This is a genomic window from Psychroserpens burtonensis DSM 12212 (assembly GCF_000425305.1).
In the GTDB taxonomy this organism is placed as follows: Bacteria; Bacteroidota; Bacteroidia; order Flavobacteriales; family Flavobacteriaceae; genus Psychroserpens; species Psychroserpens burtonensis.
In genome coordinates, this window is record NZ_AUDE01000025.1 from 1 (window position 1) to 13,727 (window position 13,727).

General features: G+C 33.0%; 13 protein-coding genes. 2 read left to right on the forward strand and 11 right to left on the reverse strand.

The features are described 5' to 3' along the window. The first annotated feature begins 145 nt into the window (after positions 1 to 145). On the forward strand, positions 146 to 940 hold the full coding sequence (locus tag H593_RS0111690) for a class I SAM-dependent methyltransferase (RefSeq protein ID WP_037052241.1): 795 nt from the start codon (positions 146 to 148) through the stop codon (positions 938 to 940). Here H593_RS0111690 and H593_RS0111695 read toward each other — a convergent pair. The 4 genes from H593_RS0111695 to H593_RS0111710 all read right to left on the reverse strand — a co-directional run bounded on the left by H593_RS0111695 (position 937) and on the right by H593_RS0111710 (position 5,286). Beyond that, positions 937 to 2,520: a T9SS type A sorting domain-containing protein gene (locus H593_RS0111695; RefSeq protein WP_051229719.1), complete on the reverse strand. Its 1,584-nt coding sequence runs from the start codon at positions 2,518 to 2,520 to the stop codon at positions 937 to 939. The two genes, H593_RS0111690 and H593_RS0111695, sit on opposite strands and share 4 nt — an antisense overlap. A gap of 99 nt (positions 2,521 to 2,619) precedes the next feature. Beyond that, on the reverse strand, positions 2,620 to 3,282 hold the full coding sequence (msrA, locus tag H593_RS0111700) for a peptide-methionine (S)-S-oxide reductase MsrA (RefSeq protein ID WP_028872619.1): 663 nt from the start codon (positions 3,280 to 3,282) through the stop codon (positions 2,620 to 2,622). 127 nt (positions 3,283 to 3,409) lie between these two features. Then, positions 3,410 to 4,189, reverse strand: coding sequence for a zinc ribbon domain-containing protein (locus H593_RS0111705; protein WP_028872620.1), 780 nt, complete (start codon positions 4,187 to 4,189; stop codon positions 3,410 to 3,412). Between the two features lie 2 nt (positions 4,190 to 4,191). After that, the gene (locus tag H593_RS0111710) at positions 4,192 to 5,286 is read right to left on the reverse strand and encodes a Nif3-like dinuclear metal center hexameric protein (RefSeq protein ID WP_028872621.1); all 1,095 of its coding nucleotides are present in this window, start codon (positions 5,284 to 5,286) and stop codon (positions 4,192 to 4,194) included. 51 nt (positions 5,287 to 5,337) lie between these two features. Here H593_RS0111710 and lpxK point away from each other — a divergent pair, with 51 nt between their 5' ends. After that, positions 5,338 to 6,357, forward strand: coding sequence for a tetraacyldisaccharide 4'-kinase (gene lpxK / locus H593_RS0111715; protein WP_028872622.1), 1,020 nt, complete (start codon positions 5,338 to 5,340; stop codon positions 6,355 to 6,357). Here the strand turns inward: lpxK and H593_RS0111720 are convergent. From H593_RS0111720 to H593_RS0111750, 7 genes are read right to left on the reverse strand one after another with little or no spacing between them, the layout of a single operon-like run. Then, positions 6,354 to 8,585, reverse strand: a complete 2,232-nt coding sequence (locus H593_RS0111720) for an ATP-binding protein (protein ID WP_037052244.1) — start codon at positions 8,583 to 8,585, stop codon at positions 6,354 to 6,356. The two genes, lpxK and H593_RS0111720, sit on opposite strands and share 4 nt — an antisense overlap. A 51-nt stretch (positions 8,586 to 8,636) precedes the next feature. Next, the gene (gap, locus tag H593_RS0111725; protein WP_028872624.1) at positions 8,637 to 9,632 is read right to left on the reverse strand and encodes a type I glyceraldehyde-3-phosphate dehydrogenase; all 996 of its coding nucleotides are present in this window, start codon (positions 9,630 to 9,632) and stop codon (positions 8,637 to 8,639) included. After that, on the reverse strand, positions 9,632 to 10,510 hold the full coding sequence (gene lipA, locus H593_RS0111730; protein ID WP_028872625.1) for a lipoyl synthase: 879 nt from the start codon (positions 10,508 to 10,510) through the stop codon (positions 9,632 to 9,634). Before lipA ends, gap begins: the two co-directional genes overlap by 1 nt. A gap of 44 nt (positions 10,511 to 10,554) precedes the next feature. Further along, on the reverse strand, positions 10,555 to 11,778 hold the full coding sequence (locus H593_RS0111735; RefSeq protein WP_028872626.1) for an Nramp family divalent metal transporter: 1,224 nt from the start codon (positions 11,776 to 11,778) through the stop codon (positions 10,555 to 10,557). After that, positions 11,778 to 12,326 (reverse strand): RNA polymerase sigma factor, encoded by a 549-nt coding sequence (locus H593_RS0111740; RefSeq protein ID WP_028872627.1) that lies wholly within the window; start codon positions 12,324 to 12,326, stop codon positions 11,778 to 11,780. Before H593_RS0111740 ends, H593_RS0111735 begins: the two co-directional genes overlap by 1 nt. Continuing rightward, the gene (locus H593_RS0111745) at positions 12,317 to 13,429 is read right to left on the reverse strand and encodes a glycosyltransferase (RefSeq protein ID WP_028872628.1); all 1,113 of its coding nucleotides are present in this window, start codon (positions 13,427 to 13,429) and stop codon (positions 12,317 to 12,319) included. The genes H593_RS0111740 and H593_RS0111745 overlap by 10 nt, the downstream gene beginning before the upstream one ends. Positions 13,430 to 13,435: 6 nt before the next feature. After that, entirely contained in the window at positions 13,436 to 13,639 is a 204-nt protein-coding gene (locus H593_RS0111750; RefSeq protein WP_028872629.1) for a hypothetical protein, read from the reverse strand. Positions 13,640 to 13,727: the final 88 nt, after the last annotated feature.

Below are 13,727 nucleotides of genomic sequence, written 5' to 3' on the forward strand. Positions count from 1 at the left end.
TACTAAATTACAGACCAATTAGAAAGTTTAATTATAATAACCCTATTGAAGTCCTAAATAATAAGTGTGTTGCACTTATGGGTTGAACTCAGCAAGTCTTTATATTTCCGAAGTTATTATTATTTTAGAGTTTTAAATAGAGGCTATGCGTAAAGATTATTTTGAAGTCAATCGACAAACTTGGAATGAAAAGGTGAAAATTCATTCTAAAAGTAAGATGTACGATTTAGATGCTTTCAAGAACGGGAAATCCTCTTTGATGCCATATGAACTCCTTGCTCTTGGTGATGTGAAAGGGAAGTCTCTTTTGCATTTGCAATGTCATTTTGGACAAGATACGTTGAGTTGGAGTAGGATGGGAGCAAAATGCGTAGGAGTAGATTTAAGTGATGATGGCATTGCTTTAGCGAAATCTTTAAATATAGAGTTGGATTTGGATGCAAATTTTGTTCGTTGCAATGTTTTAGAAACATCAAAATATATTAAAGATACTTTCGATATTGTATTTACATCGTATGGTGTTATTGGGTGGTTACCAGATTTGAATCCTTGGGGACAAATGATTGCCGAAAGATTACATAAAGGAGGTGTGTTTTATATGGTAGAATTTCATCCCATAGTTTGGATGTTTGATTATCTAGAAGGTAAACCTGTTATGACATATGCATACATGCAAGAAGACGCTATTTATGAAGAGTATGAAGGTACTTATGCAGATGAACACTCAAAAATGACTAGCAAGGAATATGGATGGAATCACGGTATGAGTGAGGTTGTAAATGCACTTGTTAGCGCTGGATTGCATATTGATTATTTAAATGAGTATAACGAAAGTCCATATAATGTATTGCCAGACCTCGTAGAAACTAAATCTGGCAATTATGTTACTATGGATAAATTATACCCTTTAATTTTTGAAATTAAAGCGACTAAATTTTAATTTTTTACTATTAATTTTGAACCTATAGATTGATGATCAACAAAGAAAGTAACGACATATGAGCCTGCTCTTAAATTAGAAAGATTAATTGTGGATTCATTGTTGTTTAGTTCTATCGTTTTCACGTGTTGGCCAAGTATACTGTATATTTTCACTTCGGAAATTTGAGTATTAGACTCAATAGTTAATCGTCCTGACGTTGGGTTTGGATAGATCTTTACTGAAAGGTTATTTTTATCTACGACACTTAAATTATTATCTGTAATCTCTATGGATATAGTTGTATTGTATAATCTATATGGGGCAGTAGATGCAGATTCTGGACCAACAGAATAGTTTACTATGTAATTTCCAGGTGTTGAATTAGAGGTGTTAATAGTTCCTGTGTTTTGGTCTATCACCAAGCCTGCAGGTGAACTTAAAAACACACCACCAATTATACCGCTAGTTAGTAAAGGTGTTGCGTCTGTATCTGTAAGATCGTAAGTAGAGGCAGTATAATCAAAAGCTGAATAATCATTATAGTGAATGCTTAAGTATTCTAAAACAACATTGGCATAATCTATAGCAAAAGGTTCTAGCGTATTGGGGAACGAGTCATAAGGTGCGCCTAAATCTCTTACACGACTATTAACTTTTGTCGTCATACCATCTATATGTCCGTCACCACCCACACTTGCAGGTCCTCCGGTTCCATTCCCAGAACCATGTCTTCTGTTATTGTAATAGTTTCCATCAAAATAATCATGGCTAAGAGGTTGTGTGTCATCGCAACTGTCTGAACCATAATTTGAATAACTAGGTATAGCTCTATATCCCGAGCTTACTCCACATTCAGGATAACTTGTATTTGAACCTGAAGGGTCAATTGAATTATAATAGCTACCTGGTGCATCTTGAAATAATTGTCCGAGACTATTTTCACCTCTAACTAGTTCTTCATGAGTTAATCCATTTAGATTTGAACTCACTAAATTTTTGATTGTTGATTTATCTATGATTGTCGCATTATTTAAATCTGAAGCGTTAAGTTCTGTAGCTGTAATATTGTATCCAATTTCAATTCTTGGAACCGTATGGCTTTGTCCGTGTAAATCTATATACAGGCCTTTTCCCCATTCTGCTTCAATGGCTTGGCTCGCGTCATTTATAAAATTTTGAAAATCGATCCAATAAGAGGCTGCGTGACTATTACCGCAAGCGCCTTGACTAACCATCCTGTTCGGATCCATTTTAGAACGGTGTAGATTGTTAATGATAATATGGGCATATCCGCCTGTTTGAGCAAATATCTCGTCTTGTATTCGTCTTACAAGTATTTCTGTATTGTCATCTCGTTCATTGATACCACAACTTCTATCTGGTAAATTGTTATCATCATCAGGATAAAAAACACCTCCAATAGTTTCTCCAGATTGAAGAACACCACCATGTGGTGCAGATATAATGATTGGTAAGTTACCAGGAATATATTCTATATACTCGTTATTGTAACTACTAAAAATTGATACGCCAGGAGTTTGGGCTTTTGCAATACTAACAATTAGAGTAAAACAAAGCAGATAAGTAATTTTTTTCATGTTAACTGTATTTTAGATTTGATCAATCTGTAATTGATTGTGCTCTAAAATACGTTAATTAACGACAAATAAACTAATTTATTCGATGAATAGCATTAATTAGTGAGAATTACCCTTCAAAACCTCTGGCATTTCAATTTTAAACCTATTTAGTCTTGGGGCAGATACGTTTGTAATGTAACTTTGGTTTGGATGTAGTCGTTCATAATTTTGATGATAATCTTCACCAACCCAAAATTTTTGAAATGGATAAACTTCTGCAGCTATAGTGGCCTTTATTTTTTTGGCTAAGGCAGCTTTTTTTTCTTCAATTATTTTCTTTTGAGTGTTATTTTGATAAAAAATTATGGATCTATACTGGTAGCCTTTATCAGGACCTTGTCCATTAAGTTGTGTTGGGTTTTGAGATGCAAAATAAACATCTACAAGCGTTTCAAAACTTACGACGTTAGGATCGTAAATGATTTCTACTGCTTCTGCATGATCTTTTATGCGTCCATAACTGTTGCTTTCATAGGTTGGGTTTTTTGTGTGTCCTCCAGCATAACCACTAATAGATTCATCAACACCTTTTACACTTTCAAAAACAGCTTCAACACACCAGAAGCAACCACTTGCAAAATACGCTTTGGCTTTTCCGTTTTTTAAAGGAACTTCTATGGGCTCTGCATCAATTACTGCTTGTTGTTTGGCATTGACTTGTGCATTGTTTTGACAACTAAATAAAAGAGCGATAACTAAAGTTGATAAAATTTTTTTCATGTTTTTGTTTTTTGAATAAGTCGCATAAAGTTAAGAAACCTTATAGTTAAGTATGTGAAAGTTTTATTAAAATGAAAAAAGCCTCTATCTAAAAGATAAAGGCTTTTTAATATAACTTAATAATGGATTACAGTTTTGCAAACATCTTCTCCATTTTTTCTTTTTCTTCTTTTGCTAGTTCTGCATCAACCAAAATTCTACCACTATGCTCGTCTGTAATAACTTTTTTACGAGACGCAATTTCAACTTGAATTTGTGGTGGAATTGTAAAGAAAGAACCTCCAGATGCACCTCTTTCAATCGGTACAACTGCCAATCCGTTTTTTACGTTATTTCTAATACGGAAATAAGCTTTCACTAAACGATCATCTAATTTCTTTTGGAAATCTTCAGATTTTTTAGTTAATGCTTCCTCTTCTTTTTGAGTTTCAGCTAGTATTGCATCTAACTCACTACGCTTGTGCTTTAAGTGGGTTTTGCGATCCTTTAAACGAGATTTATTCTCATCTATAACTACTTTCTTTTGATCAATTTGAACTTTAAATTCTTTAATATGCTTTTCAGCCAATTGAATTTCTAATTCTTGAAATTCAACTTCTTTGGTTAAAGAATTATATTCTCTGTTATTCCTAACATTCTCTTGCTGTTCAGAGTACTTTTTGATAAGAGCTTTCGCTTCTTCCATTAAGTTCTTTTTTGATTTAATTTGATCGTCAATTAAATCAAGATTGATGCCTAGATTTTCAAGTCTTGTATTTAAACCTTCAACTTCATCTTCTAAATCTTGAACCTCTAAAGGAAGTTCTCCTCTAACATTTCTTATTTCATCTATTCTAGAATCAATTAATTGTAAATCATACAATGCTCTTAACCTATCTTCAACAGATGCTTCAGCTTTTTTTGCCATAATTATAAATACTTTACCGGATTTGTATTCGTCGTTGATAAAACGACTGCAAAACTAGTGTTTTTTTGCGAGAGATAGTCAACTAAAAAGGTTTTTGTGAACTGTTCACTTTCATAATGTCCAATATCTACTACAATTATCTTTTTTTCTGGGGAAAAGAAATCGTGATATTTCAAATCTGAGGTGATTAACATGTCGGCTCCAGCTCTTTTAGCTGCCGCAATTGCAAAACTTCCTGATCCTCCTAGTACCGCTACTTTTTTAATTTTATCTTTTGATATTTCAGAATGTTTAATACAAGAAACATTCATTTTTTCTTTTACAAATCTCAGAAAAGCTTCGGTTTCTTGAGTTTCTTTGAGCTCTCCAACCATACCTATCCCAATATTTTGATCATAGTTATCTAATGTGGCTACTTCAAATGCAACTTCTTCGTAAGGATGATGTTCAAACAAAGCTCTAAGTAATTTAGATTCTACATGTTTGTTAAAGGTTACTGAGATTTGGATCTCCTCTTCTTCGTGTAACTCGCCTCTTTTGCCAAGTGTTGGATTAGACATTTCATTCCCTCTGTAAGTTCCTTTGCCTTGAGCATTAAAACTACAGTTGTCATAATTTCCAATGTTACCAGCACCAGCTTTAAAAAGTTGAGCTCTTAGAGCATTTGCATTTCCGAGGGGAACATACGTTGTCAGCTTTTTTATAGTGCCTCTCTGTGGAATTAAGATTTTCTTGTTTTCTAAGCCAAGGGTATTGCAGATAATATCATTGACACCTCTAATTGAATTATCGAGTGCTGTGTGGATAGCATAAATTGCGATGTCATTTTTAATTGCTTTTAAGACTGTTCTTTCAACATAGTCTTTACCAATAAGGGATTTTAATCCTTTGAAAATGATGGGATGAAAACTCACAATGAGGTTGCAGTTTTTCTCTGTAGCTTCATCAACGACAGTTTCCAGGGTGTCTAAAGTGATTAGTATTCCAGATACCTCTAAATTTTTATTACCGACTAGAAGTCCAACGTTATCAAAATCTTCAGCATAAGCCAAAGGAGCTAGTTCTTCTAGTTGGTTCATGATGTCTTGAACGATCATATTTTTTTGTGTTGAGTTTAAAAGCAAATATAAAATATTAACTTCGTTCTAATGAAACTACTTAGAAAAATACTTTTTCCTATCGTTCCTGTTTATTTTATGGTGACTTGGTTGCGTAATAAATTCTATGATTTAGGTTGGAAATCTTCAAAATATTATTCTCATCCTATTATTTGTGTTGGTAATTTGAGTACTGGAGGTACAGGGAAAACGCCTACAATAGAATATTTGATTCGTTTATTGAAAGATCAACATAAAGTCGCTACATTAAGTCGTGGGTATAGGCGTGAAACTGCTGGTTTTATTTTAGCAGATGATAACGCAACACCCAAATCTATTGGTGATGAACCATTCCAGTTTTATAGTAAGTTTAAGGATATTAGTGTTAGCGTAGATACAGATAGACAAAACGGAATTGAACAGCTTATGCAATTAGAGCAACCTGATGTGATTCTTTTGGATGACGCTTTTCAGCATAGAAAAGTTAAATCAGGTTTGAATATTTTATTGACGAGTTTTAGCACACTTTATTGTGATGATATTGTTTTACCTACAGGTAATCTTAGAGAGCCAAGAGCTGGCGCTAAACGCGCAAACATTGTGGTGGTTACTAAATGTCCAGAGAAATTATCTGCTTCAGACAAGGAATACCTTAAAAAGAAGCTAAAACCATTAGAGTACCAAAAGGTTTATTTTAGCATAATCTCATATTCGGAAACTGTTTACAGTGAAAAAGAGGAAATAACGCTTGAACAATTTGAAGGTAAAAAAATAACTGTGGTCACAGGTATCGCTAATCCAATGCCATTTTTGGATTATTTAAAATCAAAATCTATAGACTTTGAGCACTTAAAGTTTAAAGATCATCATGAGTTTTCTTCTTCGGAAATAGATTTTTTAAAACAAAAGGAGATTGTTTTAACGACTGAAAAGGATTATATGAGATTGAAAGAGAGCTTTAATTCTAAGCCATCACAATTGTGGTATGTGCCAATATCATTTAAAATTCATAGTAATGATATGTTTGATAATCAATTACTAGGGTTTGTTAATTCATTCAAGTCTTACTAAAGAGAAGTGGTTGATTCTTGGTTATCAGATAAAACTTCGTATAATTTTTTCTCAAAGTCCTCTTGCTTAAATGGTTTTGATATAATATCGTTAAAACCAGCTTCATCAAACTCGTGCATTTTATCTTCTAAAGTTACAGCAGTAAGAGCAAAAATGGTTAATTCTTTATCAAAGGTTCTTATGATTTTAGTAGCCTCTAATCCACTAATTCCTGGCATATGAATATCCATTAGAACAACGTTATACTTATTTTCTTTAACCTTCTCTATAGCTGCTTCACCATTATCTACGATATCACATTGAAGGTTCATCTTACTAAGAATCTTTTTAGTAATCATTTGGTTGATCTTATTGTCTTCTACAATTAAGATTTTAATATTGCTAATGTCTAATTTGCTAATGTTTTTAGAGTAGTCTTCTGTTTTAATTTCAACAGTTTCTGGAGCGTAGGTAAGTGGGATTTCGAAAAAGAAGGTTGTTCCTTTTCCAAGTTCACTTTTTAAGTAGATTTTTCCTTTTAATATTTCAATAAGCCCTTTTACAATAGATAGGCCTAAGCCTGTACCACCATATTTTCTGTTGATTTGTATAGAGCCTTGGGAGAAGCTTTCAAACATATTATCTTGTTTCTCTTTAGAGATACCAATACCATTGTCTTCAATTTCAAAGCGCAAGGTATGGTCATTTCCGTTATTATTGATACTACTTACTCTCACCCAGATATCACCATCCTTTGTAAACTTAATAGAGTTACCTATAAGATTGATAAGTATTTGAGATATTTTAAGGTTGTCACCAATAAACGTTTCTGGCAAGTTAGATTGATAATCATAATGCATTTTAGTATTATTGTTTGATGCCTGATTATTAAGTGCAGAACATACATTTTCTACTTTAGTTTTAAGATTGAAGAGTACGGGGTCTAAGTCTACTTTGTTTGCTTCTATTTTATTTATTTGAAGAATATCGTTAATGAATGTCAATAAGTAATCACCAGAGAATTTTAAAGATTTTAAATGAGGTATTTGATTTTCACTAGGTTCTTCTTCTAAGAGCATATTGGTTAAACCTGTAACAGCATAAAGAGGTGTTCTTAATTCATGTGTTACCGTTGATAAAAAGTTTGCTTTAGTTTTTGATGCCAATTCAGCTCTTTTCATGGCCTCTATTAAGTCATCATTTTTCTCTTGAAGCATATTATTAGACTTGAGTCTAATATTATTATTCTTGTATAAGGAAAGTGTTAAGAGTGATAAAATTGTAATCAATGCAATACTAAGTATTGTCGTGACTTTAGCTAAATTACTTTCAGACTCTTGCTCTTCAACTTGTTTCTTTAATTTCTTAAATTCATCAGCATTAAATGCTTCAATATAATCAGTCGGACCTGTAGGTGATAGATTTGCTCGTTCAACAGTTAAGATAGAATCTGAAATTTTTGAATGCTTTCGTAGATAATTGTGCGCTTGTTCAAAATCTCTATTCTTTTCGTAAATTTCGCTGAGACTTAAATAAGCTTCGTCAATATTATGTATTTGGTTGTTTGACTTAGCGACATTTAAACCTTCAAGAGCAGATTGAATACTTTGCTTCTCATTACCTAGGTTAAGTAGGGTTTTGCTGTTGTAAATCAATGCTTTAGATAGTATGTCTGCTTGATTGTTCTTTTTAGCTAAAACAATGGTGTTTTCAAATAAAGATTTAGCTGTCTTGAACTCTTTTAATTTGAAATGCACCTTTCCTTGCGTGAGCGTAACTTCTGGTATTTTGGTGTCTAAATTTTTTTCTTCGAAGAGCGTCTTAGCAGAATTTAGATATTCTAGAGCATCTTTATATTCTTCTTTCCCTGCATGAAGAGCTCCCTTGATACTATATGTAATGGCAAGATTTTCTATATCTTCTATTTCTCTTTGAATCTCTGCAGCTTTAATAAGTGAAGCTAATGATTTATCAAATTCATTAGTTATAAATTGTAATTCACCAATTTTGGCTAATATAATACCTTGACTTTTCTTGTATTCAACTTTGATAGCAAGCTCTAGGGCTATGTCAAGATTCTCTTTAGAATTGAAGAAATCTCCTCTTTTTAAATCAAATTCAGACTGTGTTATTATGTTTGCTATGCGAAGTTTTGACACATCAATATCTTCTATATCATTGTTTTGGGCAGTTATTGCACAAGAAAATAATAAGAGAACAGTAACTATAAAGTATTTTATTTGGGACATATTAGACCTCTTCAATTTGGACAAATATAAATATTTATTCGACAAAAGACACTATTTTACCGTTAAATTGCATATTAAATCCAAAAGTCTACTAGAGTAGCCAGTTTCATTATCATACCAACCAACAATTTTAACCATGTTACCAATGACAGATGTCATTTGAGAATCAAAGATGCAAGAATGTGTGTTACCAACAATATCAATGGATACAATTGGATCTTCTGTATATTCAAGAATATTTTTTAAGTACGTATCTGCTGCTTCTTTAAAGGCTAGGTTAATTTCCTCTATGGAGACTGTTTTTTCTACATTAAACGTAATATCGGTTAATGAGCCATTAGCAACGGGAACTCTAATGCCACAACCACCAATGACCTCTGACAATTCAGGAAAAATTTTAGTTAGTGCCTTTGCAGCTCCAGTGGTCGTTGGCACAATAGATTGTCCTGCAGCTCTTGCGCGTCGGAGATCTTTGTGAGGTTGATCATGTAAACTTTGATCTGTTGTGTAAGAATGTATAGTCGTAATATACGCTTGTTTTACGCCACATAAATTGTTTATAACAGAGATCATTGGCGCAGCATTGTTAGTGGTACATGATGCATTAGAGATAATTAATTCGGTACCATCAATATCTTTATCATTAACTCCTAGAACAACTGTTTTAATATCATCTTCAACAGGTGGAACCGATAGAATAACCTTCTTAGCTCCATTTGTGATATGATGTTTCAGGACTTTAGACGTTTTAAACTTCCCAGTAGATTCTATAACAAAATCTACGTCATAAGGTGACCAATCAATTAAACTGGGGTGATCTTTATTGAGAAGTTTAATTGATCTGCTATTTAGAATGATAGAGTCTTCCGAATAAGAAATCTCATGTTTTGAAACACCATGAATGCTATCATACTTTAATAAGTGACTTAGTGTCCTAGCATCTGCAAGATCATTAATGGCTACAACTTGAATGTCATCTCTGTCTTGAATTAGTCTAAAAACACGACGACCTATGCGTCCAAAACCATTAATTGCAACACGAATCATTAATTGATATGTTTTTGAGCCTTGTATGATGATCTTACTAAAGCGCTACTTTCTACATGTCGAAATCCTAAGTCAAGGCCAATCGCTCTATATTCTTCAAATTGATCGGGTTCAATAAATAATTTTACCGGTAAATGCTTTTTACTAGGCTGTAAATATTGGCCTATGGTCACTACATCAACATCATTAGCTCTTAAATCGTGAAGGGTTTCAATGACTTCTTCGCGCTTTTCCCCTAAGCCTAGCATAATTCCAGATTTAGTTCTGCGCTGACCTTGTTGCTTTAAATATTTAAGCACACTTAGACTTTTGTCGTACTTGGCTTGTATGCGAACCTCACGCGTTAAACGTCTTACAGTTTCAATATTATGTGATACCACTTCTGGGGCAACATCAATAATTCTATCTATATGTTGTTCTATACCTTGAAAGTCTGGGATTAATGTTTCTAGTGTTGTATTTGGGTTCATTCGTCTCACTGCTTTTACAGTTTCGCTCCACATAATACTTCCCATATCTTTAAGGTCGTCTCTATCTACGCTTGTTAAAACAGCATGTTTGATACCCATAATCTTAATAGATCGTGCTACTTTTTCTGGTTCGTCCCAATCTACGGTTTCTGGTCGTCCAGTTTTAACTCCACAAAATCCGCAAGAACGGGTACAAACATTTCCTAAAATCATAAACGTTGCTGTACCTTCTCCCCAACATTCGCCCATATTAGGACAACTTCCAGAAGTACATATGGTATTCAATTTGTACTTGTCAACAAGACTTCTTAATTCGGTATATTTTTTTCCTGTAGGTAATTTGACTCGCAACCATTTTGGTTTTGGTTGACGTTCAACAATAGGCTTTGATAAGATTTTTGTATCCATTTACACTATTTATAGATTGCATTGCAAAGATACAAAGTATAAAGTTAATTAGATGTATTTAGAGTGGTGAGATACCAAATGCTAAAACCTATTAAAAAAAGAATTCCTAACCAACTCAATATGTGAAGTGCAGTGCTTGGTTGCCATTCTTTTGGCGTATGCCTACTACTAATTAATCTATAATTAATTATCGCATAAAAAGGTGCGGTTAAGAAGGATAAAACTGTTGCTAATTTAATAAGAAAAATCATATCAGACTTAAAGAAAAAGAATATTAGAATGGTTCCTGAAATCAAGATTAAAATCCATAATAAATAGGGTTGTCTCAATACTTTCCCAAAAAGAAGTTCTGTGGTTTTCGCCATTGCTCTTGGCGAGGCGTCAAGAGTCGTAAGTGTTGTGCTAAACATTGTTATGAACGCAGCAATAGCTATAAAAACATAGGACCAATTACCTAAACTTTTGGTGTACATAGAAATTAACTGATTAGAAAACTCACCGGCTTTCCCACTAAAAACTTCTTCACTATTATACATGACTAAAGCGCCTAAGCTTAAAAAGCCTAAACCTAGGACTATCGTTGTAAAGTAGCCAACGTTAAAATCGAAAAGTGTTGATTTGACCGTATAATCTTTTTCGGTTTTTTGTTTCTCTATAGCCCAAATAGAGTGCCAAATTGAAATATCTAAAGGTGCGGGCATCCAGCCCATGAATGCTATTAAGAACCCAAACTCCAAAGTGCTTGGAAATACCTGAGTTAAAGATAACGTCTGATTTGAATTTTTAAAAGCAAAAAATACGGCTACGACAGTACTAATTGTTAATGTGATAATAATAAACTTGATGAGTTTATCTAGAAAACTGTACCTACCTATAATTAGTATAAAGAAACAGATAGACAGGATGATGACTGTCCAAATTTCTGTAGAGATGAAATCGCCAAAAATAGAAGTTGCTAATCCAGCAGTCACTATTGTTACTGCAGTTTGGATTGTAAACATGGTGGCAAATGTGAGAATAAAGTAAATAATTAAGATGCCGTTACCTAGTTTTTTATAACCATCGAGAAGTGTTTCTCCAGTTGCCATGGCATAACGAGGACCAAATTGAAAAAAAGGATATTTAAAAATATTGACTAGCACTAGAGCCCAAATTAGTCCAAAACCAAAGTCTGCCCCAGCTCTTGTAGATTGCACGAGATGCGAAACACCTATTGCAGCACCTGCAAATAATAAACCTGGACCTATTTTTTTGAGATTAAAAGTCATTATTCCTTCTTGATAATCGCTGCTAATAGCTTTTTAGCACGTAGAAGCTTCACTTTTACATTATTTATTGGCTCATCTAATTGCTCAGATATTTCTTTGTAGCTTAATTCTTGAAAGTATCTCAAATTAATAACCTCTTGATAGTGAGGTTTTAGTTTTTTGATATCACGAAGTAATTTAGCTAAATTCTGCTCGGTGATGAGTTTGTCTTCAGGTGATGGCGATTTATCAATAATACTGTAATACTCATTGTCTTTATCTGTATTAGACTGACTAGAAATAGTTGATTTTTGTTTTCTTACTAAATCAATATGAATGTTTTTGGAAATGGTAACCAGCCATGTTTTAAATTCATAATCCTCATTATAAGTATGAATTTTATCAAACGCTTTTGAAAATGTTTGTATGGTAATATCTTCTGCATCATTTTCGTTTTCGGTACGTTTTAATTGAAACCCGAAAACTGTATTCCAAAACCTATCTAATAAGAAATTAAAAGCAACTTGGTCATTCTTTTTGGCTTTTACTATCGCGTCTTTTACTTCCAATGTTTTGGTTTTGATGAGAGATTTTGCATAAATATAAAGAATTGAAGAAGAACTAATAAGAATTCTAAGATTGGAGCGTAAATGAGTAAGTTTTTTTCGTCAAGTTTTGCAGATGCAAAAAATAGCGTTGTATATTGAATGATGAAGCGCAACAATATTAAACCTAAAACTAATTCCCATTTATAGCAGAAACTTATTATAATTATAGCTAAGGCCCAAAAGAGAAATTGTGAACAATAGAATAAAGAGAGCAAGATTTTATGTTTTAGCTTGTAGTGAGATGCTGTACTAATATGTCTTCTTTTTTGTAGTAACCAAGATTTGAATGTTTTCTTTGGAATAGACTCTGTAAAACTATTTTTTGAAATACAAATTACGGTATTTTTTGGAGTAGCTGTTTGATTGACGAATAAGTCATCATCTCCAGATTTTATATTCATATGGTTCATAAAACCGTTGGCTTCAAAAAATAGCTCTTTTCTGTAGGCCAAATTTCTTCCTACAGCCATATATGGCAATCCAATATTTGTATATGAAAAATATTGAACTGCTGTCATGAATGTTTCAAACCTAATAAGTAAATTAAGGAGCGATCCTTTTATTTTTTGATAAGGGCCATAACCCAAAACAAGGGTTTTTTCAGGGTCAAACCTTGCACTCATTTCATTGATCCAATGTTTGGACATGGGTTTGCAATCGGCATCTGTAAATAATAAAGTATTATATTTTGCTGCTTTGATGCCTAATGTTAAAGCATATTTTTTGTTACCCCAAAATTTTTCTAGCGGTTGTACATTAACAATTTTTATATGCTCATTATCATTTTTGAAAGCTTCCATAACTTTCAAAGTTTTATCGCAAGAACTGTCGTTTATAAGGACAACTTCAAAAGTTGGATAGGACTGAGATAGTATAAAAGGTAAGTTTTTTTTTAAATTTTTAGCTTCATTTTTCGCACAAATAATAACAGAAACAGGTTGGTGGGAATTAGAAACGTTGTTTTGTTTTGTTGCAGCAAATTTTCCGAAGATAAAACCGTAGAACACAAGTTGGACGCTAACAATAACAATAAAGGCGTATAATAGAACCTCAAAAATGATCATTAACTATTACGAGTGTTGAGGTTCGTCGCAGTTTTCAAATTGGTCAGCAGATTTTCCACAGAAACCACAAGCTTCACCTTCTTGATTGATCATAGGGTTTTGGCTAGCGCATGTGCCAGCAAATTTTCCGTCTTTTTTAGCCCAAATTTTAATTGCAATACCTGCGACACCAAGACTTAAAAGAATGAATGTAATTAATAGGAGTTTCATCTATGTTTAATTGTTTCTGCAAAGGTAAAGATTATCTATGTTTTATCATAGAGATTAACAAATTGAAGTTATTACAATTAAAACAGCT

Bases quoted from the DNA above. Each gene is read 5' to 3' on its own strand.
- H593_RS0111690 (WP_037052241.1), top strand. From the start codon at position 146: ATGCGTAAAGATTATTTTGAAGTCAATCGACAAACTTGGAATGAAAAG.
- H593_RS0111695 (WP_051229719.1), bottom strand. From the start codon at position 2,520: ATGAAAAAAATTACTTATCTGCTTTGTTTTACTCTAATTGTTAGTATT.
- msrA (WP_028872619.1), bottom strand. From the start codon at position 3,282: ATGAAAAAAATTTTATCAACTTTAGTTATCGCTCTTTTATTTAGTTGT.
- H593_RS0111705 (WP_028872620.1), bottom strand. From the start codon at position 4,189: ATGGCAAAAAAAGCTGAAGCATCTGTTGAAGATAGGTTAAGAGCATTG.
- H593_RS0111710 (WP_028872621.1), bottom strand. From the start codon at position 5,286: ATGATCGTTCAAGACATCATGAACCAACTAGAAGAACTAGCTCCTTTG.
- lpxK (WP_028872622.1), top strand. From the start codon at position 5,338: ATGAAACTACTTAGAAAAATACTTTTTCCTATCGTTCCTGTTTATTTT.
- H593_RS0111720 (WP_037052244.1), bottom strand. From the start codon at position 8,585: ATGTCCCAAATAAAATACTTTATAGTTACTGTTCTCTTATTATTTTCT.
- gap (WP_028872624.1), bottom strand. From the start codon at position 9,632: ATGATTCGTGTTGCAATTAATGGTTTTGGACGCATAGGTCGTCGTGTT.
- lipA (WP_028872625.1), bottom strand. From the start codon at position 10,510: ATGGATACAAAAATCTTATCAAAGCCTATTGTTGAACGTCAACCAAAA.
- H593_RS0111735 (WP_028872626.1), bottom strand. From the start codon at position 11,778: ATGACTTTTAATCTCAAAAAAATAGGTCCAGGTTTATTATTTGCAGGT.
- H593_RS0111745 (WP_028872628.1), bottom strand. From the start codon at position 13,429: ATGATCATTTTTGAGGTTCTATTATACGCCTTTATTGTTATTGTTAGC.
- H593_RS0111750 (WP_028872629.1), bottom strand. From the start codon at position 13,639: ATGAAACTCCTATTAATTACATTCATTCTTTTAAGTCTTGGTGTCGCA.